At 72.3% G+C, this 25,709-nt stretch carries 22 protein-coding genes; 8 read left to right on the forward strand and 14 right to left on the reverse strand.

From position 1 onward, the window contains the following. Window positions 1–35 precede the first annotated feature (35 nt). The 3 genes from V5F75_RS00820 to V5F75_RS00830 all read left to right on the forward strand — a co-directional run bounded on the left by V5F75_RS00820 (window position 36) and on the right by V5F75_RS00830 (window position 4,545). On the forward strand, window positions 36–2,492 hold the full coding sequence (locus tag V5F75_RS00820; RefSeq protein ID WP_445329411.1) for a DNA translocase FtsK: 2,457 nt from the start codon (window positions 36–38) through the stop codon (window positions 2,490–2,492). Between the two features lie 240 nt (window positions 2,493–2,732). Beyond that, entirely contained in the window at window positions 2,733–3,533 is an 801-nt protein-coding gene (locus V5F75_RS00825) for an outer-membrane lipoprotein carrier protein LolA (protein ID WP_394034294.1), read from the forward strand. Between the two features lie 190 nt (window positions 3,534–3,723). Next, entirely contained in the window at window positions 3,724–4,545 is an 822-nt protein-coding gene (locus tag V5F75_RS00830) for an exodeoxyribonuclease III (protein ID WP_394034295.1), read from the forward strand. 341 nt (window positions 4,546–4,886) lie between these two features. Here V5F75_RS00830 and V5F75_RS00835 read toward each other — a convergent pair whose 3' ends face one another. Then, on the reverse strand, window positions 4,887–5,405 hold the full coding sequence (locus V5F75_RS00835) for a Crp/Fnr family transcriptional regulator (protein ID WP_394034296.1): 519 nt from the start codon (window positions 5,403–5,405) through the stop codon (window positions 4,887–4,889). Between the two features lie 204 nt (window positions 5,406–5,609). Next, window positions 5,610–6,296 carry a response regulator transcription factor gene (locus V5F75_RS00840; RefSeq protein ID WP_393988127.1) on the reverse strand — a complete coding sequence of 229 codons (687 nt, stop codon included), beginning with the start codon at window positions 6,294–6,296 and terminating at the stop codon, window positions 5,610–5,612. Between the two features lie 117 nt (window positions 6,297–6,413). On the opposite strand from V5F75_RS00840, the gene V5F75_RS00845 reads away from it, so the two are divergent. Further along, window positions 6,414–6,950, forward strand: a complete 537-nt coding sequence (locus V5F75_RS00845) for a L,D-transpeptidase family protein (protein WP_394034297.1) — start codon at window positions 6,414–6,416, stop codon at window positions 6,948–6,950. Window positions 6,951–7,022: 72 nt separating this feature from the next. On the opposite strand, the gene V5F75_RS00850 is transcribed toward V5F75_RS00845, so the two are convergent. Next, complete coding sequence (locus V5F75_RS00850; RefSeq protein WP_394034298.1) at window positions 7,023–7,985, reverse strand: TIM44-like domain-containing protein; 963 nt, start codon at window positions 7,983–7,985, stop codon at window positions 7,023–7,025. A gap of 164 nt (window positions 7,986–8,149) precedes the next feature. Between V5F75_RS00850 and V5F75_RS00855 the strand changes: the two genes are divergently transcribed. After that, window positions 8,150–9,199 carry a hypothetical protein gene (locus V5F75_RS00855; RefSeq protein ID WP_394034299.1) on the forward strand — a complete coding sequence of 350 codons (1,050 nt, stop codon included), beginning with the start codon at window positions 8,150–8,152 and terminating at the stop codon, window positions 9,197–9,199. A 53-nt stretch (window positions 9,200–9,252) separates the two neighbouring features. Here V5F75_RS00855 and V5F75_RS00860 read toward each other — a convergent pair whose 3' ends face one another. Further along, window positions 9,253–9,963: a DUF1013 domain-containing protein gene (locus V5F75_RS00860; RefSeq protein WP_394034300.1), complete on the reverse strand. Its 711-nt coding sequence runs from the start codon at window positions 9,961–9,963 to the stop codon at window positions 9,253–9,255. 311 nt (window positions 9,964–10,274) lie between these two features. Between V5F75_RS00860 and ispH the strand changes: the two genes are divergently transcribed. The 3 genes from ispH to rnhA are packed head-to-tail and all read left to right on the forward strand — an operon-like array spanning window position 10,275 to window position 12,706. Then, a complete protein-coding gene (gene ispH, locus V5F75_RS00865; protein WP_394034301.1) occupies window positions 10,275–11,270 on the forward strand; it encodes a 4-hydroxy-3-methylbut-2-enyl diphosphate reductase in 996 nt (331 codons plus the stop codon). Window positions 11,271–11,273: 3 nt separating this feature from the next. Then, window positions 11,274–12,239 carry a homoserine kinase gene (locus tag V5F75_RS00870; RefSeq protein ID WP_394034302.1) on the forward strand — a complete coding sequence of 322 codons (966 nt, stop codon included), beginning with the start codon at window positions 11,274–11,276 and terminating at the stop codon, window positions 12,237–12,239. Next, window positions 12,236–12,706, forward strand: coding sequence for a ribonuclease HI (rnhA, locus tag V5F75_RS00875; protein WP_394034303.1), 471 nt, complete (start codon window positions 12,236–12,238; stop codon window positions 12,704–12,706). Before V5F75_RS00870 ends, rnhA begins: the two co-directional genes overlap by 4 nt. Before the next feature lie 136 nt (window positions 12,707–12,842). On the opposite strand, the gene V5F75_RS00880 is transcribed toward rnhA, so the two are convergent. The 10 genes from V5F75_RS00880 to V5F75_RS00925 form a co-directional block, all read right to left on the reverse strand. After that, complete coding sequence (locus tag V5F75_RS00880; RefSeq protein WP_394034304.1) at window positions 12,843–13,358, reverse strand: Hcp family type VI secretion system effector; 516 nt, start codon at window positions 13,356–13,358, stop codon at window positions 12,843–12,845. 219 nt (window positions 13,359–13,577) lie between these two features. Then, window positions 13,578–13,931: a hypothetical protein gene (locus V5F75_RS00885; protein ID WP_394034305.1), complete on the reverse strand. Its 354-nt coding sequence runs from the start codon at window positions 13,929–13,931 to the stop codon at window positions 13,578–13,580. Further along, a complete protein-coding gene (locus V5F75_RS00890) occupies window positions 13,928–15,739 on the reverse strand; it encodes a tetratricopeptide repeat protein (protein ID WP_394034409.1) in 1,812 nt (603 codons plus the stop codon). Before V5F75_RS00890 ends, V5F75_RS00885 begins: the two co-directional genes overlap by 4 nt. 2 nt (window positions 15,740–15,741) lie before the next feature. After that, window positions 15,742–16,407, reverse strand: coding sequence for a DUF3540 domain-containing protein (locus V5F75_RS00895; RefSeq protein WP_394034306.1), 666 nt, complete (start codon window positions 16,405–16,407; stop codon window positions 15,742–15,744). 263 nt (window positions 16,408–16,670) lie between these two features. Further along, window positions 16,671–17,780: a pentapeptide repeat-containing protein gene (locus tag V5F75_RS00900; RefSeq protein ID WP_394034307.1), complete on the reverse strand. Its 1,110-nt coding sequence runs from the start codon at window positions 17,778–17,780 to the stop codon at window positions 16,671–16,673. Further along, entirely contained in the window at window positions 17,773–20,907 is a 3,135-nt protein-coding gene (locus V5F75_RS00905; protein ID WP_394034308.1) for a DUF2169 family type VI secretion system accessory protein, read from the reverse strand. The genes V5F75_RS00900 and V5F75_RS00905 overlap by 8 nt, the downstream gene beginning before the upstream one ends. Window positions 20,908–21,235: 328 nt before the next feature. Then, window positions 21,236–21,712, reverse strand: coding sequence for a J domain-containing protein (locus V5F75_RS00910; RefSeq protein ID WP_394034309.1), 477 nt, complete (start codon window positions 21,710–21,712; stop codon window positions 21,236–21,238). Window positions 21,713–21,890: 178 nt separating this feature from the next. Further along, window positions 21,891–23,159 (reverse strand): phosphoglycerate dehydrogenase, encoded by a 1,269-nt coding sequence (serA, locus tag V5F75_RS00915; protein WP_394034310.1) that lies wholly within the window; start codon window positions 23,157–23,159, stop codon window positions 21,891–21,893. Between the two features lie 283 nt (window positions 23,160–23,442). Next, the gene (locus V5F75_RS00920; RefSeq protein WP_394034311.1) at window positions 23,443–24,831 is read right to left on the reverse strand and encodes an ATP-binding protein; all 1,389 of its coding nucleotides are present in this window, start codon (window positions 24,829–24,831) and stop codon (window positions 23,443–23,445) included. After that, the gene (locus V5F75_RS00925; protein ID WP_394034312.1) at window positions 24,828–25,559 is read right to left on the reverse strand and encodes a response regulator; all 732 of its coding nucleotides are present in this window, start codon (window positions 25,557–25,559) and stop codon (window positions 24,828–24,830) included. Before V5F75_RS00925 ends, V5F75_RS00920 begins: the two co-directional genes overlap by 4 nt. Between the last annotated feature and the right edge of the window lie 150 nt (window positions 25,560–25,709).

Genomic DNA, 25,709 nt, shown 5'->3' on the forward strand with positions numbered 1-25,709 from the left:
CCTCCGCCGCCGCCCGCCGCTCCGATGATGCGGTGATGCATACCCGCATGCAGCCCCAGGCGCCCCGCTTCGATTTCATCCCCGAGGCGCTGCGCCAGGGCGCGCGACGCCGCAGCCGGGAGATCGTGGGCGCTGGCATCGCCTTGGGCGGCGCCGTGGCGGTGGCCGCGCTCATCACCTGGTCGGCGGCGGACCCGAGCTTTTCCAATGCCACCGATTCGGCGGTGCACAACATCCTGGGGCGGCCCGGCGCCATCCTGGCCGACCTGCTGATGCAATTGTTCGGCCTCGCCTGCCTCGCGGTGGTGCTGCCGCTCGTCTATTGGGGCTGGCGGCTCGTGACCCACCGGCCGTTCGGCCGGGCACGGCTGCGCATCACCGCCTGGGCGGTGGGGGTGGTGGGGGCCTGCGCCTTCCTCAGCGCCATGCCGCGGGTGGGCACCTGGCCCACCACCACCGGGCTCGGCGGGGTCATCGGCGACCTGTTCGTGCGCATCGCCGGGCTGTTCGCCAGCGGCGCCGCCGCGCCGCTCGGCCAGATGCTGGTGGCGGCCATCGGCGGAACGGTGGCGGCGGCCGCCCTGTTCCTCGCCTTCGCCGGCGGCCGGCGCACCCCGCTCAAGCCCGCGCTGGCCATGGACGACGACACGGAAGACGATGACGATGAAGAGGAAGATGACGGCACGTCCGTCTCGCTCGGCGCCATCACCCACACCATGCTCTCGCTCAAGGCGCGGCTGCTGGGCGGCCGCAGCCTGCCGTCGCTGACCCCTTCCGGCCTTGCCGGCCTCGCGCGCGAGCGGCTCGGCGGGGAGGCTTCCGATTCCGATCTCGGCGGGCGGGTGGAGCCGCGGATGAGCGCCCACGCGGCCGCCGAGGCCCCCGGCGCCGGCGAGGAGGCGGAGCTGGAAGAGAGCGAGCTGATCGCGGAGAACACCCGCGGCCGGCGCCGCCACGGCACCCGCAAGCCGGCCGGCCGCAAGGGACATTACCAGTTCCCGCCGCTCGACCTGCTGGCGGCGCCCCAGGCCAGCAAGGCTCCGGCCCTCTCGCCCGAGGCGCTGAAGGAGACCGCCCTCCTGCTCGAAGCCACCCTCAAGGACTTCGGCGTGCGCGGCGAGATCGTGGACGTGCGCCCCGGCCCGGTGGTGACCCTCTATGAGCTGGAGCCGGCGCCCGGCATCAAGTCCTCGCGCGTGATCGGCCTCGCCGACGACATCGCCCGCTCCATGAGCGCGGTCTCGGCCCGCGTGGCGGTGGTGCCGGGGCGCAACGCCATCGGCATCGAGCTGCCCAACGCCCGGCGCGACAAGGTGCTGCTGCGCGACCTGCTCGCCACCAAGGATTTCGGCGATTCCGGCCACAAGCTGGCCATCGGCCTCGGCAAGACCATCGGCGGCGATCCGGTGATCGCGGATCTCGCCCGTATGCCCCATCTGCTGGTGGCGGGCACCACCGGCTCGGGCAAGTCGGTGGCCATCAACACCATGATCCTCTCCCTGCTCTACCGGCTGAAGCCGGAGCAGTGCCGCCTCATCATGGTGGACCCCAAGATGCTGGAGCTGTCCGTCTATGACGGCATCCCGCACCTGCTGTGCCCGGTGGTCACCGATCCGAAGAAGGCGGTGGTGGCGCTCAAGTGGGCGGTGAAGGAGATGGAGGACCGCTACAAGAAGATGTCCAAGCTCGGCGTGCGCAACATCGACGGCTTCAACGCTCGCGTGCGCGAGGCGGCGGAGAAGGGCGAGACGGTGGCGCGCACCGTGCAGACCGGCTTCGACCACGAGACCGGCGAGGCCGTCTACGAGCGCGAGGAGATGAATCTCGAGGCCCTGCCCTATATCGTGGTGGTGGTGGACGAGATGGCCGACCTGATGCTCGTCGCCGGCAAGGAGATCGAGGGCGCCATCCAGCGCCTCGCCCAGATGGCCCGCGCCGCCGGCATCCATCTCGTCATGGCCACCCAGCGCCCCTCGGTGGATGTCATCACCGGCACCATCAAGGCCAATTTCCCCACCCGCATCTCGTTCCAGGTCACTTCCAAGATCGACAGCCGCACCATCCTGGGCGAGCAGGGCGCCGAGCAGCTGCTGGGCCAGGGCGACATGCTCTACATGGCCGGCGGCGGGCGCATCCGCCGCGTGCACGGGCCGTTCGTCTCCGACGAGGAGGTGGAGGAGGTGGTGAAGCACCTCAAGGCCCAGGGCGTGCCCGCCTACATCGAGGCCGTCACCGCCGAGGATGACGACGAGGACGGCGCCGTGTTCGACAAGGGTGGCTTCGGCGACGAGGGCCACGATCTCTACACCCAGGCCGTCAACGTGGTGATGCGCGACCGCAAGTGCTCCACCTCCTATATCCAGCGCCGTCTCCAGATCGGCTACAACCGCGCCGCCTCGCTGGTGGAGCGGATGGAGAACGAGGGCCTCGTGGGCGCGCCCAACCATGCCGGCAAGCGCGAGATCCTGCTGCCGGAAGAGGCCGCCGAGTGAAGGCGCGCGACCTGCCCCAGGGTCACCGCTCCGGGCGCCGGGCGGCCTCCCCATTCCGTGACCGGAGGGCCACAGGATCGCCATAGGCTGCCGCTAGGGGCTGTGGTGCCCCGCCGCGCCCTTGCGGGATTCGGCGGAGCATGCGCAAAGCTGTGTGAGCGGATGCCTGTCCGGGCCCCGTCCTCGTTTCAGAGACCTTGAATGATGCCGAGCCGTTCTTCTGCCCCGCGTGCGATGGCCGTGAGCCTCTGCCTCGCCCTGCTGCTGGCCGGTTCCGCCGCGCGGGCGCAGGGGGCTCTGCCGCCCGGCTCGCTCTGGGGCGGACCGCTGGATGGCGGCTCCAAATCCTCGTCCGGCGGTTCCTCCGCTGCGGGCTCATCCGGCTCGGGCTCCTCGGCCCTGCCCGCCGCCCCGCTGCCGCCGCGCCGGCCGGGCGCGCCCTTCAAGCCCACGGCCGAGGCGCGCGCGCCGGCCGCCGCCCCCACTCCGGCGCTGCCCGACGGAAGGGCGAGTCCCGCCACCGTGGCGCGTGTGACCGACTACTACAACTCCGTGCAGTCCATGACCGGCAACTTCACGCAGGTGGATCCGGACGGAAGCCGCCGCACCGGCGACTTCTACATGCAGAAGCCCGGCCGCGTGCGCTTCCAGTACGACCCGCCGAGCCCGGTGGAGCTGATCGCCAACGGCCAGTCGGTGGCGGTGCGCGACCGCAGCCTGAACACCCAGGACATCACGCCCCTGAACCAGACGCCGCTGCGCTTCCTGCTGGCGGAGCGGGTGGACCTCGCCGGCGACCCGGCCGTGACCGGCATCTTCCAGGACGACCGCTTCATCACGGTGACCATGCAGCATCAGGTGCCCATGATGGGCACCTACCGCCTGCTGATCCTGTTCGATGCCAAGACCTCGGCCCTGAAGCAATGGGTGGTCACCGACCCCCAGGGCTACGACACCCAGGTGACGCTCAGCAACACCCAGGTGAACAAGCGCCCGGACCCGGCGCTGTTCGTGATCAACTTCGAGCGGATGCTTCAGTAGGCGCGCGCGCCCTCACACGGGTAGAATAGAAATCTCGGTGACGACAGGTCATCACCGAGCCGCTCCGGCCATGCCGCGCAAGCCCGTCCTCAGGCCGATGCGCACGCAGCCCTGAACCGTCCTGCCCTTGCGCCCCCGCGCGGCCTGCTCTACGGCTAGGCTCCCTGCCATTTTTCATGCCGTTGCCGCCTTGTCCCTCACCATCGCCACCTGGAACATCAATTCCGTCCGCATCCGGCTCGATATCGTGCGCGAGGCCGTCGCCGCGTTGAAGCCGGATGTCCTGTGCCTGCAGGAAACCAAGTGCCAGGACGACAAGTTTCCCCTCGCCGCCATCCGCGACATGGGCTTTCCCCACATCGCCCTCCACGGGCAGAAGGGCTGGCACGGGGTCGCCACCTTCTCGCGCCGGCCGTTCGCGGATGTCACCAAGGGCGAGTTCTGCGGCAAGGGCGATGCCCGCCACGTGGCGGTGACGCTCGCGGCCGGCGACGGGCTCGGCAAGCCGCTCACCATCCATAATTTCTACGTGCCCGCCGGCGGCGACGTGCCGGACCCGGAGCTGAACCCCAAGTTCGCCCACAAGCTCGCCTTCCTGGACGAGGTGACGGCCTGGCCGCGCCTCCTGGAAGACGCCGCCGCGCCGGACCGCCACGCCGTGCTGGTGGGCGACCTCAACATCGCTCCCCTTGAAGCCGACGTGTGGAACCACCGCCAGCTCCTCTCCGTGGTGAGCCACACGCCGGTGGAGGTGGAGCGCATGGCGCGCTGGCAGGCCGCCGGCCGCTGGGTGGACACCATGCGCGCCTTCGTGCCGCCGGAGCAGAAGCTGTTCACGTGGTGGAGCTACCGCTCGCCCGACTACACGGTGAACGACCGCGGCCGCCGGCTGGACCACGTGTGGGCCAGCCCCTCTTTGGCACCCCATGCCAAGGCCATGAACGTGCTGAAGGATGCCCGTGGCTGGGAGAAGCCCTCGGACCACGTGCCCGTGGCCCTCACCTTCGCCTGAGCGCCCGCGGCGGGGTGCGGTGTTCCGTTGGAGTCTTTCCGGGCGACGCGGATACCGGCTCGCTTGAAGAAAATGCCGTGGTCTCAAGAATCCGGGGTGAGACCAGCGGCCCTGAGCTTAACTCATGAGCCGCGGATCAAGCCCACGCGGCGTTTGAGCGTACCCAATCGGCACCGGTCAGAGTCCGGGGCCGATGGTATGACTGCCTTGAGCCAGGGCGCACGAAAAACGCCCCAGGCCGCTCCATGGCTGGCTGGACCCGTGCAGGCATTTGAGCGGCACCCGCGCGGCACCGGCCAAGAACTGGAGCCATAGGTGCTCAACCTGAACCGCGACGGCCCTCAGCGCCTGCGCGGCACCGAGCGGGAGCGCTCCAGCTCCAGGCGCACGCCGTCCAGGGCTTTCATGAGCTGCTCCAGGCGGATGGCGAAGGCGCGGCGCAGCTTCGCCGCGGCGCGCGGGTTGGCCGCCAGCAGCGGCAGCATCTCCGCCCGGTCGATGCGCAGAAGCGCGCAGGCTTCGAGGGCCACCGCCGTCGCCGGGCGCGGGGTGGGGGCGATGAGGGCGATCTCGCCGATGAGCGCGCCCGGTCCCACCTCCATGGCGCCGTGCCGCACGCCGTCGCGCCGGTTGTCGGAAAGGGAGATGCGGCCGGAAAGAAGCACATAGCCGCAATCGGCCACCGCGCCGGCCTCGAACAGCGTCTCCCCTTCATCGAGGGTCAACCGCACCGCGCGCGCCGCGAGCCGGGCCAGCGCCGCCTCGTCGAACGCGGCGAAGGTGGCGAGGGCGCGCAACGGCGCCAGCAGTTCCTCCTGCGGCCCGACGGCCCCGCCTTCCAGCTCGTTTTCCCGATCCACGGGCATTGTCCTCCTCGCGGCCGGCGTGCGGCCCGGAGCCGCTCAGACCTTCGGCCCCGGTCGTTGACCGGCCCCAAGTGGGTTTCGCTCAAACACCGCGCGGGCTTACCCCAGGCGAAGCCCCTGGGCCGTCGCACCAGCCTCGCACGGAAGCCGCCGGGGCGCACCCGTTTCCCGCGTCCGCCCGCCGCTCCGGCGGGCGGCTCAGGGCACCAGCTTGTAGCCGCCCGCCTGGGTGGCGAGCAGGGTGGGGTTGGCCGGATCGGGCTCGATCTTCTGCCGGAGGCGGTAGATGTGCGTTTCCAGCGTGTGGGTGGTGACGCCGGAATTGTAGCCCCACACTTCCTGCAGCAGGGTCTCGCGCGGCACGGGCGTCTTCCCGGCGCGGTAGAGATAGCGCAGGATGGCGGTTTCCTTCTCGGTGAGGCGGATCTTCGAGCCGCGCTCGGTGAGCAGCAGCTTGGCGCCCGGCCGGAAGGAATAGGGCCCGATGGCGAACACCGCGTCCTCGCTCGCCTCGTGGGAGCGCATCTGCGCGCGCAGGCGCGCCAGCAGCACGGAGAAGCGGAACGGCTTGGTCACGTAATCATTGGCGCCGGCGTCCAGCCCCATGATGGTGTCGCTGTCGCTGTCATGCCCCGTGAGCATGATGATGGGGGCCTTGAAGCCGTTGTTGCGGATCTGGCGCACCGCGTCGCGGCCGTCCATGTCGGGCAGGCCCACGTCCATGATGACGAGGTCCACCACGCCGTTCTTCGCGCCCTCGATGGCGGCGGCGGCGGTGTCCGCCGGGACGGGCTCGAATTCTTCCTGGAGGGCGAGCTGCTCGATCAGGGCGTCGCGCAGCTCCGGGTCGTCCTCCACCACCAGGATCTTCCACGCATTGGCCATCGAATCCTCCTGTGCCCTTGCGGGCACGCCGTTCGTGCAAGTACAGCACGGCTCAGGCCCGGTGCAAATTTTCCAGGCGTCAAATCAATTCCAAGCGGTAGCATAATGGGGCTCGACGTGGAACATCCTGTGGGCATCTCCCGTTTGAGCGTCCGCCGCCGGCCGGGCCACCGCCACCAGGGGCTGCTCACCGCCGGCGGGCGGACGTTCCGGGTGGCCATCGGGCGCTCGGGAATCAGCCCCGACAAGCGCGAAGGGGACGGGCGCACCCCCGCCGGCCGCTGGCGCATCCTCGCCCTGCTCTACCGCCCGGATGCCGGGCCCCGCCCGGCGACACGCCTGCCCTGCCGCGCCATCGCCCGCGATGACGGCTGGTGCGACGCGCGCGGCCACAGGCTCTACAACCGGCCGGTGCGCCTGCCCTTTCCCGCCTCCCACGAGCGCCTGTGGCGGGATGACGACGTCTACGACCTGGTGCTGGTGCTGGACCACAACACGCGCCCGCGGGTGATGGGGCGCGGCTCGGCGGTGTTCGTGCATCTGGCGCGGCCGGGATTTCGCGCCACCGAGGGGTGCGTGGCGCTGGCGCGGGGGGAGATGCGACGCCTCCTCGCGCGCCTGCGGCCCGGCGCGAAGATCGTCATCGGCGCCTGAGGCGGCGCGGCCGGAAGGTACGCTGAAAAAAGGCGCCGCCCACAAAGGGGCGGCGCCGCAGGGCAGCAAAGATCAGGCCGGTTGCATGGCCGAGAGGCGCCAGGGCGCGCCGGGCGCGCGCACGAAGGTCCAAAGCTCCGTGCTCTCGCCCGGCCGGTCGCGGTCGCCGGAAAGGAAGCGGCCGCTGGCGCGATCCACCACCACGTCGCGGCTCTGGTAGCGCATGGCCACGGTGGCGAATTCCTGCGCGCCCTCGCGCCAGGATTCGGCGATGTCGCCCTGCAGCAGCTTCACGTCGGAGACGGTGTTGCGCACGCCGCGCGCGGCATTGGCCCGGATTTCGGCGGACATGGCCTCGAGCACCTCGGGGGTCACGCGCGCCCTCAGGGCATCCTCGTCCTCGCGGCCGAAGGCGGTCTCGATCTCGCCCAGCATGCGCTCGAAGGTATCGAGGTCGCCCGCCGTGATGCCCAGCTCGTCCACCGGTCCCGTCCGGCGCTGGGCCGGCGGCGCGCCCGCGCCGCCGCCGAGGCCAGCGCCCAGCCCGGCACCGAGGCCACCCAGCCCGGCGCCCGGCGCGCCCGCGCGGGCGTGGGCGCCGGCCGGCACCGGCTGCTGCCGGCTGCGGAAGAAGCGCAGCGCCAGCATCACCACCAGGGCCAGCAGCGCGCCCTGGAGCAGCAGCCCCAGGATGCCCGCGAGCCCGCCCAGCCCCTGGCCGAGCAGAAGGCCCACGAGGCCGCCGATGAGCAGGCCGCGCATGAGCCCGCCGGCGAGGCCGGAACCGAAGAAGGAGGAGCGCGGCTGCGGCCGCGCGGCGGTTGCGCCGGGGTTGGCGGACGGCGCCGCCTGGGGCGTCGTGGAGCGCTGGAGCGGCGCGGGATTGGGGGCTGTGGTGGTGGGTGGCGGCGCCGAATAGGTGCGCGTGCCGCGGCTGCCGGCGGACATGCCGCGGCGGGCCTCGGCCGTGTCGGTCACCATCATGCTCAAGGCCGCGACCACCGCCGCCATTGCCAGAACCGGCCTGATACCCACGAACAATCCTCCCTCGCCGTACCCCCGCGCGCGGCGCGGGCGCGCCATTCCGCAGCGGAATGTGCGTCATATGGGGTCACGGACCCGCGATTGCGAGGGGTGGAGGTTCTGAAAGCGCGGATTTGGTCTATGAAGGGGGCCTCGCCCTCCACCACGGATCGCCCATGCCGCTCCGGAACCTGCCCGTGTCGCGTCGCGGCGCCTTGCGCGCCGCCGCTGCGGCCGCCACCTGCGCCTTCGCCCCCGCCCTGCGCGCCCTCGCCAGCCCCGCCGCCGCGCAGGAAGGGCCCCCACAGCAGGCGAAGGCGCCCGAAGCCCGCCCGCAGGCGGGGCGCGCCCTCGGCGTCGCGGTGCGGAACCAGAGCACGGCGCCGAGCTGCAACGCGCCGCAGAACGTGGCCCTCACCCTGGTCTCGCCCGATGTGCGCCGGTTCCGGGTCTCGGCCCGCCACCCCGCTTATGTCTACACCATGGTGGCCGACCGGCCCGTGCCCGCCTATCTCGGCTGCCCGACGTCGGCGGCGGTTCCCGCCCCCGCGCCGGAAGCCGCCCCCGCAGCGCGGCGCACCACCCTTTTCGAGACCCCGGAGATGGCAGTCGTCGGCTATGCGCTGCCGGATTATTGGCGCCGCGCCAGCGTGCCCTTCCGCGTGGGCGAGGCGGCGACCCAGGGGCTGGACAAGGTGGAGCTGTGGCTGAAGCCGGCGGACCGCGGCGCCACGGTGATCGAGCTGTTCCTGGCGGATGGCTCCTGGCGCCTGCGCCCGCTGCCGCCCCAGCCCTTGTCCGCCACCGCCTTCGGCGCCTCGGTGCTCATCGGCCCCGTGGCGCAGGAGGAGCGGGCGCTGGTGAAGCTGAAGGAAGTGGGGTTCGCGCCCCAGGCCAAGGCCTTCACCCTGCGCTTCGCCGATGGCGGAGCGGCGCGGGTGCGGCTCGACGGGCTCGACGCGGAAGGCCTCTCGCTGGATGCGGAGTTCACGGACGCCATGGCAGCGCCATTTGCCGCCCTGCGGGCCATGTACACGACCGAGAGCGAGGCGGACATCACGCGCGTGGCGTGGCGCACGGCCTCGGGCCAGCCGTTCGGCGAGGCGCCGGTGATGAGCTTCGACGACGCCTCGGACGTGACCCTGTTGTGGGCGGGGCGCCTCGCCCCGGCGCGCCCGGCGCTGAGCGCGCCGGACCTGATCTTCTCTGAATTCGCCGGCGCCTGAGGACGCCGGGCGCGGCCACAGGGCCAGCGAGAGAAACTCGCGGGCCTTTGGGCTCACTCCTCGTCTTCGTCCTGCTCTTCGCTCTTCTTGGAGCCGCCGAGCTTGGCGAACACAGTCTCCAGGTCCAGGGACTCGCGGCCGCGACCGCGGGGCTCCTCCTGCTCCTCGTGCCCGGTGGTGACATCGGCCGGCAGCAGGGTGGCGCCGCGGTCCTCGGCCGCCAGGGCGGCGGGGCGGTCCTTGGCGGCGCGCTGCACCTCGAGGTCGAGGTCGATCTGGCTGCACAGGCCCAGCGTCACCGGGTCCATGGGCGAGAGCTGGGCCGCGTTCCAGTGGGTGCGGTCCTTGATGGACTGGATGGTGGACTTGGTGGTGCCCACGAGGCGGATGACCTGCGCATCCTTCAGCTCGGGATGGTTGCGCAGCAGCCACAGGATGGCGTTCGGCCGGTCGTGGCGGCGGGAGACGGGGGTATAGCGCGGGCCGCGGCGCTTCTTCTGCTCGGGCAGGCGCACCTTGGATTCGAGGAGCTTCAGGCGGCGGTTGGGGTCGCGCTCGGCGAGGGCGATCTCGTCGCGGGCGAGCTGGCCGGTGGAGATGGGATCGAGACCCTTGATGCCCTGCGCCACCTCGCCGTCGGCGATGCCCTTCACCTCCAGCGGGTGGAGCTTGCAGAAATCGCCGATCTGCTCGAACGACAGCGCCGTGTTGTCCACGAGCCAGACGGCGGTGGCCTTGGGCATCAATGGGGTATTCGTCGACATGGCGGCCTCTGAGGCTTGGGTTCGTGGCGTCTAAGGTTCTGCACGTCCGCGTCATCTGTGCGGCGCGCCCGGCGCCGCGGCGGGCGCGCGGATGGACATGTGCGGGTTCGCTGGCGCGCCCCCTTTCCCGGGAGGGCTGACCGCGAAGCACATCGCAATGTCCAGGATCGCCACAACATAGTCGCCCCGGCCGCGACTTGCAAATGTCCTGCCCGGAAAAGAGGCGCCGGCCGCGCCGGAGGCACGCGGCGCTTGACAGCCGGCGCGGGCCGATCCCTTCTGGCCGAATGCCGCAAACGGATCATCCGGCCATGGACGCCGCCTCGACGCCTTCCGCCCCGCAGACGAACCCCAAGCCTCCGCTCCAGATCCTGCTCTGCGCGCCGCGCGGCTTCTGCGCCGGCGTGGTGCGGGCCATCGAGGCGGTGGAGGAGGCGTTGCGGCGCCACGGCGCGCCGGTCTACGTGCGCCACGAGATCGTGCACAATAAATATGTGGTGGAGGCGCTGCGGCGCAAAGGCGCCGTCTTCGTGGAAGAGCTCGACCACGTGCCGGACACCACCCAGCCCGTCATCTTCTCCGCCCACGGCGTGCCCAAGAGCGTGCCGGCGCAGGCGGCGGGCCGCAGGCTGTTCGCCATCGACGCCACCTGCCCCCTGGTCACCAAGGTGCACCGCGAGGCGGAGGTGCACCACCGCAAGGGCCGGCACATCCTGCTCATCGGCCACCGGGGCCACCCGGAGGTGGTGGGCACCATGGGCCAGCTTCCCGAGGGCGCCATCACCCTGGTGGAGACGCCGGACGACGCCCGCGCCGTCCTGCCGCCCGCCGGCCTGCCCCTCGCCTACGTGACGCAGACCACCCTTTCCGTGGACGACACCGCCGCCATGGTCGCCATCCTGCGCGCGCGCTTCCCCGATCTCGCGGAGCCGCACAAGGAGGACATCTGCTACGCCACCACCAACCGCCAGGAGGCGGTGAAGCAGGTGGCGCCCAGGGTGGACGCGATGATCGTGGTGGGCGCGCCCAATTCCTCCAATTCCCAGCGCCTGCGCGAGGCGGCGGAACGCGCCGGCTGCGCGCGCGCGCTGCTGGTGCAGCGGGCCGCGGACATCGACTGGGCGGCCCTCGGCCCCATCGCGCGGCTCGGCCTCACGGCCGGCGCCTCGGCCCCCGAGGTGCTGGTGGAGGAGATCATCGACGCCTTCGCGGAGCGCTTCACGGTGACCGTGGACACGGTGACCGCCTCCGAGGAGGATGTGTTCTTTCCCCTGCCGCGCGCCCTGCGGCCGGATGCGGCGGAGTAATTCGTGGCCGTCTATACCGACGTTTCGGCCGCCGAGATGGCCGACTTCATCGCCCGTTACGACATCGGCACCCTCACCTCCTTCCACGGCATCGCCGAGGGCGTGGAGAATTCCAACTTCCTGGTGCAGACCACGGCCGGCACCTTCATCCTCACTCTCTACGAGAAGCGGGTGGCGCGGGGCGACCTGCCCTTCTTCGTCGGCCTCATGCAGCATCTGGCCGCGCGCGGCCTCTCCTGCCCGCAGCCGGTGGCGCGGCGCGACGGCACGGTGCTGGGCGAGCTGGCCGGGCGGCCGGCGGCCATGGTCACCTTCCTGCCGGGCGTGTCGGTGCGCCGGCCCACCGCCCACCATTGCGCCGCGCTGGGCGCCGGCCTCGCCCGGCTGCACCTCGCGGGGGCGGACTTCACCATGGAACGGGCGAACACGCTCTCGGTGGCCGGCTGGCGCCCGCTGGCGCAGATCGCCGGCGCGGGGGCGGACACCGTGGCGCCGGGCCTCGCCGCCACCATAGACGACGAGCTCGCGGCCCTGGAGGGCGACTGGCCCAAGGGCCTGCCCTCCGGCATCATCCACGCCGATCTGTTCCCGGACAACGCCTTCTTCCTCGACGAGGCGCTCTCCGGCATCATCGACTTCTATTTCGCCTGCACCGACGCCTTCGCCTATGACGTCGCCATCTGCCTCAATGCCTGGTGCTTCGAGCCGGACGGCTCCTACAATGTCACCAAGGGCCGGGCGCTGCTCTCGGCCTACGGGGCCGCGCGGCCCTTGAGCGCGGTGGAAGTGGCGGCCCTGCCGCGCCTCGCGCGCGGGGCGGCGCTGCGCTTCCTGCTCACCCGCCTGGTGGACTGGCTGAACGTGCCCGCGGGGGCCCTGGTGAAGCCCAAGGACCCCATGGAATACCTGAAGAAGCTGCGCTTCCACCAGCAGGTGGCCGGCGCCGAGGATTACGGCCTCCTGCCATGAAGAAAAGCGTCGAGATCTTCACCGACGGGGCCTGCTCGGGAAATCCCGGCCCCGGCGGCTGGGGCGCCCTGCTGCGCTTCGGCGCCCACGAGAAGACGCTGAACGGCGGCGAGGCGCAGACCACCAACAACCGCATGGAAATGACGGCGGCCATCAGCGCCCTGGAGGCGCTGAAGGAATCCTGCGCGGTGGAGCTGCACACCGACAGCCAGTACCTGAAGGACGGCATCACCAAGTGGGTGCACGGCTGGAAGCGCAACGGCTGGCGCACCGCCGACAAGAAGCCGGTGAAGAACCAGGACCTGTGGGAACGGCTCGACGCGGCGCTGAAGCGCCACGAGGTGCAGTGGCACTGGGTGAAGGGCCACGCCGGCCACCCCGAGAACGAGCGCGCCGACGAGCTGGCCCGCGAGGGCATGGCGCCGTTCAAGCTGAAGCGCGCGCTCGGCGGCGGCGCCGGCCTCTGACCCCAAGGGCCCGTGAGCGTCGCTCACGGACCCTTGGTCTGCGCCGCGGGCATCCGGGCTCACCCGTCGCGCCGGCCTCATCTTCGCTGAAGACAAGGCCGACCCGGCGCAGGAGCGAAGACCGGAGCCGGCGATATCAGGTGTTGGGCTTGCGCCAGTCGTCGGAACCGGAGGTGCCGGCCTTCTCGTGCGTCCAGGTCACCTTGCGATAGGTGAAGGACCACTCCTCCATGTGCTGGAGCTTGTCGTTCTCCGGCAGCAGGGCATTCGGGATGAGGCCCTTGCCGTCCACCAGCACGGCGTCTTCCCACTTGATGGTGAAGTACTTTTCCTGCTGGCCGGCGGTGGAGGTGCGCCAGAAGGAGAGGGTGACCTCGTTCAGCACCTCGCCGGTGGCCAGCGCCTGCCACAGCAGGGGCGAGGCCTTGTCCATGTACTTGGTGATCGTCGCGGGCTGGTGCACGCGCGAGCCCGTGGGCTGGCCCGACTGCGGATCGCGGGGGATGACGACGTTGGAGGAGAACGCCTGGACGATGCACTCGTCCTCATGGCCTTCCTGCCAGAGGTTGCCGACGCTGTCGTTGGTGAAGGCGCCCTTGCTGATATCGCCCTGCTTCGTGCCCTTGATGGAGATATAGGCGGGTTGCGGCATCTCGTCCTCTATCGATCACTGCCGGACAAGTCCCGGCGCCCCCACCTACGCAACCGATGTGCCAGTATTGTCTCAGAAATACGTCACACCGAAAACGGGAGACAGCACCTTGTCTTTCCAGAAGAACGCTCCCGCATTCATCAACGCTGAACGACTTCGCCACACCCGGCTCGACTGCGCAGAATTCCGCGCAGCACGCGCGATTGCGCACCGCTCCGCTCAGGGCGTCCACCCCTCCGGCACGACGCGGCCCGTGGGCACGAGGCGGCAGTCCACGTTCAGGAAGGCGCGGGTCTTCAGGTCGAGCACGGCGCTCCCCTCGCAGCTGTGCCCCTGCCCGCCCTCGAGCACCTCGCCCGAGACCGCATACATCAGCGCGGCGCGGCCCTTATAGGCGATCCGCTGCTGCGGCGCGTGGGCGAGGCGCAGGGTCAGCCGCACCCCGCCGCTCGCCAGCTCCTGCCAGGCGTCCGCGCGGCAGCCGTCGGGATGGCGGGCGATGGCCGCCTGCACGGCGGCGGAGAGGATCATCTCGCGCGGGTCCATGTCCCGCGCGGGCGGCTGCCACGTCATGCCATCTCCTCCCTGCCACGGTTTTCCGCCGCGCCGGCCGCGATGGCGGATCGCAGCGCGTCGAGCACGTCCTCCCAGCGCCCGGCCGCCGCCTGCCGGGCCACGCGGATGGTCGGATACCACAGCGCCCGGCCCTCCCGCGGCGCCCAGGCCCAGGGCTGGTGGGCGGGGATCGCGACCACCCCCTCCCGCCCCATGGCCCCGGCGGCGTGGAGCGCGAGGCCATCCGCGCCAACGACCAGATCGAGCTGGGCGATGGCCGCCGCCATGTCCCGGAAATCGGCGAAACGGGCGCCCGCGTCCACGACGGCGGGATGGGCCGCGAGCTGCCGGCGGCTGCCATCGAAGGCGAGGGAGATCCAGGTGCCGGTGCCCGCCGGACGGGGCCCCAGCGCCGCCAGCACGGCATCGAGGGTGAGACCCGGCGCATCCTCCTCCCACGCCAGCCCGACCAGGGGGCGGGGAAACGCCTCCAGCGCCGCGCGCCAGCGCCCGTCGCGCCCGGCCTCCACGGCGAGATAGGGCGCGGCGGGAAGCGCCTCCGCCGCGCCCAGCAGCGCCGGCAGGTCCGTGAGCGGCGCCGCGCCGGGCGGGGCCGGCTCGATGGTGGGGGCCAGGCCCACCATGCCCGCGAGCAGCGGCTGGAGCTCCGGTTCCGCATGGCAGGGGATGCGCCCGCCGGGCGGGGCGAGCCGCGCGGCGAAGCGCGCCAGCAGCACCACATCCGCCGCCGGCGTGCCGAGCGGCACGGTCACCGCCACCGGCGACGAAGGCTCCCGCGGCACCGGCCAGACCTCATCCACCCGGCCGAGCGCCAGCAGCAGCTCCTCGCGGAGCGCCTGCACACGCGGCGCCTCCGGCGCCTGCCGCGCGACGATCTGCGCGAAGGAGAGGGCCTTTTCCAGCGCGCCGGAAAGCCGCAGCAGCAGCGCCATCCGCGCCAGCAGCTCCACATCCTCCGGCGCGCGGCGCACCAGGTCGCCGAAGGCGGCGACCGCGCGGGCGCCCTCCCCCTTCAGCACCATGCGCGAGGCCAGGAGGTGGCCGGCCTCCACATGGTGGGGCGCGGTCGCCACGATGCGGCGCAGGTGGCGCTCGGCCTCCTCCCACAGGTTCATCTCGGCCAGCCGCCGCGCCAGCAGGAGCGCCGCATCCGGGTCCGTCGGCGCCTTCAGATAGACCTCCCGCGCGCGGTCGAGCGCCTCCGCCCGCCGGCCGAGCCCCGCCAGCAGATCGGACAGGAGGGCGAGGTCCGCGGCATCGTCCGGGCGCAGGGCGAGCGCTTGGCGCAGGAGGCGCTCGGCCGCGAGTGGGCCCTGCTTCGGCAGCGCGATGCGCGCCGCCAGGCCATGGCCCCGCGCCAGAAGCTCCGGCTCCCCGCGGCGGCGCCCGATGTCGAGGAGCGCCTCGACGTGCGCCTGCGCGCCGTCGAGATCGCCGGCGGCGAGGAGGAAGGTGGCGAAGGCGGCGCGGTGCGCCCCGGCCTCGGGATCGAGCGCCACCGCCCGCTCGAAGCAGAAGCCGGCCTCCTCGACGCGCCCCGCGAGCCGGTGCACCACCCCCAGGTTGGCCACGATGTCCGCCCGGCCGGGCTGGCGGCTGGCGAGCGCGCCGAGCAGCTCGAACGCGCGCTCCACATTCCCGCGCGCGAGCAGGGCGCCGGCGCGCAGCACGAGCGCATCCACATGGCCGGGCTCGGCCGCCAGCAGGTCGTCGATCAGCAGGTCGGCCGCCTCGAAACGCCCCGCCGCCATGAAGCGCCGCGCGGCCGCGAGGGCGTCCTCGGGGCTGGTCTCCACGGGCTCCATGCTCACCCGACCGTCACGCGCTTGCCGTCGAACCTCAGGTCTTCCTTCGCCGTCATGACGGCGCTTTGGGCGGTTTCCACCGAAACCTGCTCCACGTTCCGCACCAGGGTGCCCACCTCGCTCACATCGGTGCCGGTGATGCGCGTGGTGCGCGCGCCGGCTTGCACCGCCATCTCGTCCGTCACGCTCTCGCTGCGGCGGGCGCTCACGCGCAGGAGGTCGGCGACGAAGGTGGCGAGCCGCCCCACCAGGCTGAACGACTTGGCGAGGATGCGCACGTTCTCGCCCTCCACCGTCGTCTCCCGCGCCTGCAGGGCGAGCCGCCCCTCGCCCTGGACCGCGAGATCGGGCGCGGCCAGCACCACGCGCCGGGCCTCCGGCACGCCGAGGGTGGCGACATCGGGCAGCAGGCGATCCAGAACCGCGAGCACGAATGTCTCGCCATCCGCCTGCGCCGCCAGCACCCGGTCGCCCGCCTCCGGCGCGAGCAGGCAGCTCAGGGCGCGCCGCGCCCACACCCTTTCGTCGCCGATGGCGAGGCCGATCCGGCCTTCCGGCTCGACCGCCAGCACGCGCGCCAGCAGGAGGCCGGGAGGCGCCTCGGCGGCGGCCTCCGGGCGGTAGAGGTGAGCGGCGCCACCGGCGCGGTCGGTATCGTTGGCGATCATGGCTGGCACCTACATCGGCTCGCGCGGGCGACGTCCACGGCGCGGGGTTCGCGGAAGACGCCTTCCGGCGCGCCCGGCCCCGCCCCGGAAGGCTGCGCCGCGCCGGGCTTCATGGGTGCGTCGGCGCGCCCCAAGGGAAAAAGGCGCGCCATGGGCGCGGCGATGCGTGGACCGGCCCTGCGGAGCGGGGCCGGCGGCGGCGCGCCCATGGCGGGAAATCCGGGTTCCATGGCGAAGGGCGGGTGTCGCGGCGCGGCCGGCATCTAGCCCTCCCCATCCTGCCAGGGGCGCACCTTCTGGGGCGCGTAGAGCTCGGCCACCGCCCGCGCCGGCTCCGTCCCCAGCACCCCGCCCGAGGCGCCCAGCGCCAGCAGCCCTTCGGCCGATGCGCGATGAAGATTGGTCCGCAGGAACCGCGCGCGGGAGGCATCCGCCCCGTCGAGCCGCGCCCGCGCCAGCTGCGTGTAGGACATGTCGGCCCCGGCGAAGCGCGCGCCCGGCGCCTGCGCCGCCGTCATCACCGCCGTCTGGAGGTCCGCGTCCGCGAAGTCCGCGCCGCTAAGGCGCGCCTCCTCGAAATTGGCGCCCGCGAGCCGTGCCCCGGCAAAGCGCGCGCCCGTGAGATCGGACTTCGAGAAATGCGCGTTCTCCGCCGTGACGCCCGAGAAATCCGCGCCCGGCGCCGTGCATTGCATGAGGAAGCTGCCGCTGAGATCCATGCCCGCGAGCACCGCCTGGGCGAGGTTCGCGCCCATCAGGTTGGTCCGCGAGAGGCGCACGCGGGTGAGGTCGCGCCCCGAGAGATCCGCGTCCGCGAGCAGCGCCGTGTCGCAGGCGAAGCCGTCGAGCCGCGCCGCGCGCAGGTCGGCCTTCGAGACGAACAGGCGCGTGGCCGTGGTGCCGGAGAGGTCGATCCGCGCGATGCCGCAGTCCAGCATGGCCAGCCCGTCCAGCCGCGCACCGGAAAAGCCGGCGTCCGCGAGATCGCACCGCAGGAAGCCGCAATCGGTGACGGCGGCCTGGGTGAAGCGCGCGCCGGCCATGGCGCACGCGATGAAGTTCACCTTGTCGAGGCCGGCGCCGATGAAGCGCGCGCCCGTGAGGTCGCACTGCGTGAAGCTGGTGCCGCCCAGCGCGGCCGCGCTGAACACCGCGCCCGAGAAATCGCACTCCAGGAAGCTCACAGCCCCGAGCCGCGCCCGGTCGAAGCGGGCCCCGCGGAAGGACGCCTTGTGGAGCACGCCCCCCGTGAGGTCCGTGCTTTCGCTCCAGTCCGTCAGCGCGAAATCCCCGCCCTCATGCAGCAGGCCGAAGCGCACGAAGGCGAGAAGCGCCTCGCGCGCCGCCGTGGGGTCGCGGTGCGCCTCAGCCATGGATGGTCTCCAGCGCGAGCGGGGAATTGGCGAGGTTGGCGCCGGTGAGGTCGGCGCCATCGAGCACGGCGTCGGAGAGGTCGGCCCCGAACAGGTTGGCGCGCCGGAAGCTCGCCCGCGCCAGGGTGGCGCGGTGGAGCTGCGCCTCCATCATCTGGGCGCCGGCGCAGTCGGCCTCGGTGAGGTCCGCCCCGTCGAGCATGGCGGAACGCAGGGTCGCGAGGCGGAAATCGGCGCCGGACAGGCGCGCCGCGTTGAACATCGCCCGCTCGCACACCGCCCGCCGGAAGGAGGCGCCGGTGAGGTCCGCGCCGTGGAAGCTCGCCTCGTTGCAGAGCCCTTCGGAGAGATCGAGCCCGGCGAGCCGCGCCTCGCCGATGAAGGCGCTGCCGCGCACATCCGCCCGCACCGCCGACACGCCCGGCGCCGTGAGGCTGAGCAGGGCGCAGCGGTCCAGGAAGGCGCCATCGAGGCAGGCGCCGGAAAAGTCGCTCTCCAGCACCTGGCACTGGCGCAGGGTCGCCCCCGCGAGGCGGGCGCCGGCCGCCGTCACGCGGATGAGCACCCCGTCCTCGATCCGCGCGCCTTCGAGATCCGCGCCGGTGAGATCGACCGATATGAGGCGCATGCCGGAGAGCACCGCGCGCCGTGCGCTGGCGCCCGCGAGGCAGGTTTCCAGCATCATGGCGCCGGAGAGCCGCGCGCCGTCGAGCCTGAGGTTGCGGCCGCTCGCGCCGCTGAGGTTGGCGCCAGCGAGATCGGCATCGGAGAGGTCGGCATGGTCGAGCCGCGCCTGCGTCAGCGCCGCGCGGGCAAGGTTGGCGCCGCGCAGCCGCGTGTTGGCGAGGTTCGCCCGCTCCAGGAACGCCCCGGAAAGGTCGAGGCCCGACAGGTCGGCCCCGGCGAGGTCCACGCCGGCCAGATCGCGGCCGGCCAGGGAAAGCCCGGCGCGGACATGCTCCAGCACGCTGTCGCCGAAGCGCCGGGCCACGCGCGGCGGCAGCGGCCGCTCGGGATAGGCCGCCTTCGCCGCCATCCGGCGCATGGTGGCCACGCCCGCGGAGAGGCGGGCTTCCGCCTCCTCCACCTGGCTCCGCGCCTCGGTGATGCCCGCGTTCCTGCGCGCCATGGCCTCCTGCAGGTCGGGCGCGGGCCCGGCCGGGGCGGAGGCCGCGATCTCGGCCAGCAGCGCATCGACGGCATCGGCACTGTCGCGAATGCCGAGCCCCGGCAGCGCCGCCGCGATCTGGCCGCCGGCATCGCAGAGCCGGTCCCTCGCCGCGTCCAGCCGCTCCCGCGGCGCCTGCGGATCGGCCGCCAGCTCGTCCAGGAGGCTGCGCACCGAGGGGCTGCGCGGCGCCGGCGCGGCAACCTCCGGCAGCGCGGGCAGCGGCGGCAGCCCCTGCTCCGCCGCCTCGCGGAGCCGGTCGCGGGCCTGCGCGAGCGGTCGCGCCTCGGGCCGCTGGAGGAAGCGCGCCAGGGCCTCGGCGAGCAGGCTCTCGTCGTCTCCGCCGCCCTTCAGCCCCTCCACGAAACGGCTGCGCCAGTCGGCGGCGTGCGCCGCCGCGCCCAAAGCGGCATCGAGGCTGCCGCGGATATCGATATCCTCGATGGCGCCGGGCGCCGCCTGTCCGGCCCCGGCGAGCCCCTCGTCGAGGCCGGCGGCCACGTCCTCCCCGGTCAGCGGCGCCATGGCATCGAGCAGGGCATCCACCTCGGCCGGGCCGGCGCCGGGCGCTTCGAGGGACCGCATGGCATCGAGGACCGGTCGCCCGCGGGCCTGGAGCGCCTCCAGCTCCGCCTGCGCGCGGGCGGTCTGCGCGTCCAGGAGGTCGAGCACCTCCCCGAGGTCGAAATCCCCCTCCGCGATCTCCTCCGGAGTGGGCAGGGGCATGGGCTCCGGCGCGGCCATGGGCGCCGGCCGCAGCGCCTGCGGCACGCCCGCAGCATCCATGGCGCGGCCGGCGAGGAAGGCCATGGCCTGTGCCCTCAGCGCCGCCTGCTCGCGCGCCCGCGCCATGCGCGCCGCCTTGCGCCGCGCCGTCTCGTCCGGATCGCGCGCGGGGGCGAGCTGCCATTCGGAAAAGGCGAAGCGCGCGGCGGTGGCGGGATCGCAACGCACCTGCCGCACCTGCGCATAATGGGCGAGGGAACGCGGCGGCGCGCCCATGCGCTCATAGGCGATCATCACGTCGGTAACGTCGCGCCCCTCGATGTCGGCCACCGGCATCACCCCGTGCCACACCAGCACGCCCCGCCGGGCCCCGGCCACCAGCCATACCGTGTCGAGGGCGAGGGCGATCTCGTTCCACGCCGCCGGGCCGCGCCCCACGAAGGCGCGCGGGGCGATGCCCGGCAGCCGCCCCTCGATGAAGGGGGCGCCGGCGCTGAAATTGTGCAGGCGATAGGGCTCGTCCCCGCGCAGATGGGCGGCGAGCCACTGGTCGCGCGGCGCGGTCATGAAGAAATCGGGGTGGATGTCGTCGGGCAGGCCCGGCGCCAGGTCCCGCGTCCAAGCGGCGTCGTAGGTTCCCGCGAGCGCCTGCCGCGCGGGGTCGAGCAGGTCCACCGGGCCGAAGGCGGCGGGCGCCGGCTGGTCGAGGATGGAATGGATAAGCGCGTCGGGGTCCTCGATGTTGGGCAGGGCCACCGCCTCCCCCCGGCCCACTCGGTCGAGCGCGCCAGAGCCGAGGCCCTCCTTGTTCGCGGGGTGACCGGCGCCGCCGAACGCCCGCGCGCGGGACAGCAGCAGGTCGGTAATGGCGCGCGGCGCGGTGGGCGCATAGCCGCCGCCCGGCTGCGTGGCCCACCAGCGGTCTCCGAACACCGCGAGGCGCTTGTGGAGGCCGCCGATCTGCGCCTCCAGCAGCAGCGCCCCGGCATCGGGCGCCTGGACGCGGCCGGCAATGAGCACCTCGGCCCGCGGCTTCGGCATGCCCATGTCGAGGGGCGTGCCGGGCGGCAGGGCCGCCGCCGCCATGGTCCACAGCCCCTGCTCGCCGTCGATGCGCGCGGAATCCTCAAGGTCGAACGCCGCGAGGACGGTGACGATGAACCGGCCGCCGTCGCGCCTGCGCTCCACCTTGTGGAGCAGTCCGAGCGTACGCGGCTTGATGATCACGGGCATCGAGGCTTCCGCGAAGGATGAAACGCGGGGGACCTCGCTGCTTAAGGAGGGATCTTTACAGCCGTAAGACGCCTGAGCCGCGCAGCGGACACGAGACACGCCCGGCGCGCGGCAAAGCCAGAGGCGCGCCGCGCAAGCCTCCGGGCCGGCCGGCCTTCTCGGGCCGCGCATCTCCTCCACGGGCGGGACGCGGCACGCCCGTGTCCGTCGGGCAGGAGCCGAGCGCGCCCCGGAGCACCTTCAAGCGGGATGGATACCGGCGCGAAAGAAAATGCGTTGTCTCGATAACCCGAGGCGACTTCAGCGAGCGGGGCGAGCGGAAAGCGCCCTAGGACGCCACCGCGTGCAGAGCCAGCAGGGCGTCGCGGGCCTCGGCGATGCGGCGATAACGGGCATCGCTGCCGCCGGCATCGGGATGGGCGGACTTGGCGAGGCGCCGGAAGGCGGCATTGATCTGCGCGGCCTCCAGCAGCCCCTCTAGCGGCAGGTCGAGGGCCTCCCGGTGGACCCGCCCGCCGTCGCCCGGCGCTGGCGCCGACATGAAGGCCCGGCGCGCCCTCAACGCCTCGGCCCGCAGCTCCACCTGGTCCCGCCGCCACCGCGCGCGCGACATGACGAGGCAGGCGCCGAACGCGATCCGACCCTCCGCTTCCAGCTCGTCGAGGCTGAACGGGCCGACGATGCCGTAGGGCGGATCGAGGAAGCCGAGCCGCCCCGCCTCACCCGCCTCGACCCGGCCGATGCTCACCATGTCGAGGATGCCCAGCGAGCCGTTCCAGATGACCCATTGCTCGTTGTCCGCCATGGCAGCGCGCGCTTCCGTACAAAAGCCGGCGCGGCGGCCCTTCGTTTTGTGCGGAAAGGCGCGCGGCGGCAGGAATGCACGCCGCCATGCAGGTTCGGCGCCAACCGGTCGCGGACCCTGAAACGGCAGCGGCCGGACGCCCCAGGGGCATCCGGCCGCACAGGCGGGGGAAAACCGCTCAGATCTTGTATTCGTACAGCAGGCGGGCGCGGATGGTGCCCTCCAGCGCGCGGATGTCCTCCAGCACGCGCTGGCTGTCGGCGGCGGAGGCATCGGCGTCGAGCACCACGTAGCCGACGTCGGCGTAGGTCTCGTAATATTGCGCGGCGATGTTCACGGCGTGGCGGGCCAGCACCTCGTTCAGCCGGCCGAGCATGCCCGGCAGGTTGCGCTGCACCTGGATGAAGCGGGTGCCGAGGGGGCGGGCCGGAAGCTGCACCTGGGGAAAGTTCACCGCGCCCACGGTGGAGCCGGTGTCGCTGTAGTCGAGCAGCTTGCGCGCCACCTCGGAACCGATGCGCTCCTGCGCCTCCAGGGTGGAGCCGCCGATGTGCGGGGTGATGATGACGTTCTCGAGCCCCTGGAGCGGCGAGTTGAAGCGCTCGCCGTTGGCGCGGGGCTCCACCGGGAACACGTCCACGGCGGCACCCAGAAGGCGGCCTTCGCGCAGCACCTCGGCGAGGGCGTCGAGGTCCACCACCGTGCCGCGGCTGTTGTTGATGAAGTACGAGCCCGGCTTCATCAGCGCGAACTCGGCGCGGCCGATCATGTTGTGGGTGCTCGGGTTCTCGGGCACGTGCAGGCTCACCACGTCGCTCTGCGCGAGCAGCTCGGCGAGGGTGGCGGTCGGCTCGGTGTTGCCGAGGCGCAGCTTGTCCATGATGTCGTAGAAGATGACCCGCATGCCCATGGCCTCGGCCAGGTTCGAGAGCTGCGAGCCGATGTTGCCGTAGCCGATGATGCCGAGGGTCTTGCCGCGCACCTCATAGCTGTTGGTGGCAGACTTGTCCCATTCCCCCTTGTGGGCGGCGGCCGAGCGCGAGGGGATGCGGCGCAGCAGCATCACGATCTCGCCGATCACCAGCTCCGCCACCGAGCGGGTGTTGGAGAAGGGGGCGTTGAACACCGGGATGCCGTGGACGCGGCAGGCGTCGAGATCCACCTGGTTGGTGCCCACGCTGAAGCAGCCCACGGCGATCAGCCGGTCGGCGGCCTCCAGCACCTTGGCGGTGATGTGGGTGCGCGAGCGGATGCCCAGCAGGTGCACGCCCTTCACCGCCTCCAGCAGCGCGTCGCCCTCCAGCGCCTTGGTGAGGCGCGTGAGATTGCTGTAGCCGGCCGCCGTCATCATCTGCACAGCGCTGTCGTTCACGCCTTCGAGCAGCAGCACCTTGATCTTGTCCTTGGCCAGCGACAGGTGCGGCGTATGAGAATTGCTGTCGTTCACGATCTCGGCGTCCTTCAGCGGAGAATGGGCAAATAGCGGGAAACCGGAGTGGAAAGCTCGGCTCGGCGGATTCTTCGCCCGCGGCGCGCTGATCCGCGGGCGGGCGAGAACTTAGCGCTTTTGAGCCCCGCGTCTAGGCTCTGGAGGCGCCTCACCCCCTCCGAAAGTCGCCTGAACGTGCATTTGTGAACTTCGGTCGCACCGGACGCAGGCCGGCGGCGGGGGCGTACCGCTGCATACTGCGTGCGGCGCCCCGCCCGCCCGGTCGCGGGGCCGGCGAGCCTCAGACCGGGATGCGCACCGTGGCGCGCAGGCCCCCGAGCGGGCTGTCGGCGAGCACGATGTCGCCGCCGTGCGCCCGCGCCACGTCCCGCGCGATGGACAGGCCCAGGCCGGAGCCGCCCTCGTCCTGGTTGCGCGCGTCGTCGAGCCGCAGGAAGGGGCGGAACACCTCGTCGCGCTTCTCCTCGGGGATGCCGGGGCCGTCGTCGTCCACGTTCACGATCAGCCAGCGGGCGTCGCGGGTGCCGGAAATGTCCACCGTGCCGGCGTGGCGCACCGCATTGTTCACGAGGTTGCCGATGCAGCGCTTGATCTGCTCGCCCTTCACCTCCACCAGCGGCGGGCCCATGAAGCTCGCGCTGGCGGCGGCGCCGTCGCGCTCGGCATTCTGGCGCAGGTCCTCGATGATGGCGCCCATGTCGGTGAGGGCGGTGGGCTCGCCCGTGTCGCCGCGGGCGAAGGCGAGATAGGCCTCCAGCATGCCCTGCAGCTCGTCCACGTCCTTCTTCAGGGCGGCGGTGTCGGCATTGTCCGGCAGGAAGGCCAGCTCCAGCTTGAAGCGGGTGAGGATGGTGCGCATGTCGTGGGAGACGCCCGCGAGCATGGCGGTGCGCTGCTCGATCTGCCGCTCGATGCGCCGCTTCATCTCCAGGAAGGCCACCGCCGCCCGCCGCACCTCGCGCGCGCCGCGGGGGCGGAAGCTCTCCACGTCGCGCCCCTTGCCGAACGCCTCGGCGGCGTCCGCGAGATCCTCGATGGGGCGGATCTGGTTGCGCAGGAACAGGATGGCGACCGTGAGCAGCACCAGCGAGGTGCCCACCATCCACAGGAGGAAGATGTGGGAGTTGGAGGCGTAGGCGGTATTGCGCTGCGCGAAGATGCGCAGCACCGCGTCCGGCAGTTTCACCCGCACCTCGATGAGGTTGGAGCGGCCCACCGTATCGATCCAGAACGGCTGGGCGACGCGCTGGCCGATCTCCCGCGAGAGGGCGCTGTCGAGCACGGAGAAGAAGGGCTTGGGCCCCGGCGGCGGCAGCGGGTCCGGCGGCAGCACCGCGACATTGAGCTGAAGGTTGCGCCAGGCGATGCGCCGCAGCGCCGCGTGGTCGTCCGCCGGCGGCAGCTCGCCATAGAGCGCCACCACCGCCGAGATGTCCTGGCTGACGGCGGCGGAGAGCCGGCGCGTCACCGTGTTGTAGTGGCGCTCCATGAACACGAACGCCACCACCGACTGCAGGAGCACCATGGGCGTGACGATGATGAGCAGCGAGCGCGGATAGAGCCCCTTCGGCGTCACCCGGTTGAACCAGTGGCCGAAGCGGTGGTTCGCCTCCCTCAGCACGCGGACGGCGCGATCGAGGCCGGAGAGGGTGCCGTGCGCGAGGCTCAAGGCGTGACCACCAGCCGGTAGCCGATGCCGCGCACCGTCTGCAGGTAGATCGGATTGGCCGGGTCGCGTTCCAGCTTGCGGCGCAGGCGGTTCACCTGCACGTCCACCGCCCGCTCGCTGGTGGCCCCGCCGCCGGCGAGGGCAAGGCGCGGCACCGTCTCGCCGGGCTCCTCGGCCAGGGTGCGCAGCATGTCGCGCTCGCGCTCGGTAAGGCGCACGATCTCCCCCTCGCGGGTCAGCTCGCCGCGTTCCAGGTGGAAGGTGAAATCGCCGAAGCGCACGCTTTCGATGGCCTTCTGCGGCGGCGGCAGCGCCCGCTTCAGGATGGAGCCGATGCGCAGCAGCAGCTCGCGCGGCTCGAACGGCTTGGCGAGATAATCGTCCACCCCCGCCTCCAGGCCGGTGATGCGGTCCTCGGTCTCGGCGCGGGCGGTGAGCATCAGGATCGGCACGGCGGAGGTCTGCCGCAGCGCGCGGGCGAGATCGAGCCCGCTCTCGCCGGGCATCATCACGTCGAGCACCAGGAGGTCGAAGGTGAGGCCCTCCAGCCGGCTGCGCGCCTCGGCGGCGGAGGCGGCGGTGGTGACGCGGTAGCCGTTCTCCACCAGAAGGCGCGACAGCAGGGTGCGGATGCGGTTGTCGTCGTCCACCACCAGCAGGTGGGGCACGTCGTCCGGCAGCGGCGCCGCGGGGCGGCCCTCGGCGCTCGTCTCCGTCGGATCAGGCATCACGCAGCTCCCTTGTGGACCGGTTCCCGCGGGCCGGCGCTGATGGACCGGCCCGGCGCCGGCCGCGCTCGTCCTCCGGCTTGCACGGCGGACGCGGCCCGCGTCAAGCCCGGCCGGCGGGTCCTCGCGCCTGCGGCGCGCCGCCGCGCG

This window comes from Xanthobacter albus, from assembly GCF_043194895.2.
Classification (GTDB): Bacteria; Pseudomonadota; Alphaproteobacteria; order Rhizobiales; family Xanthobacteraceae; genus Xanthobacter.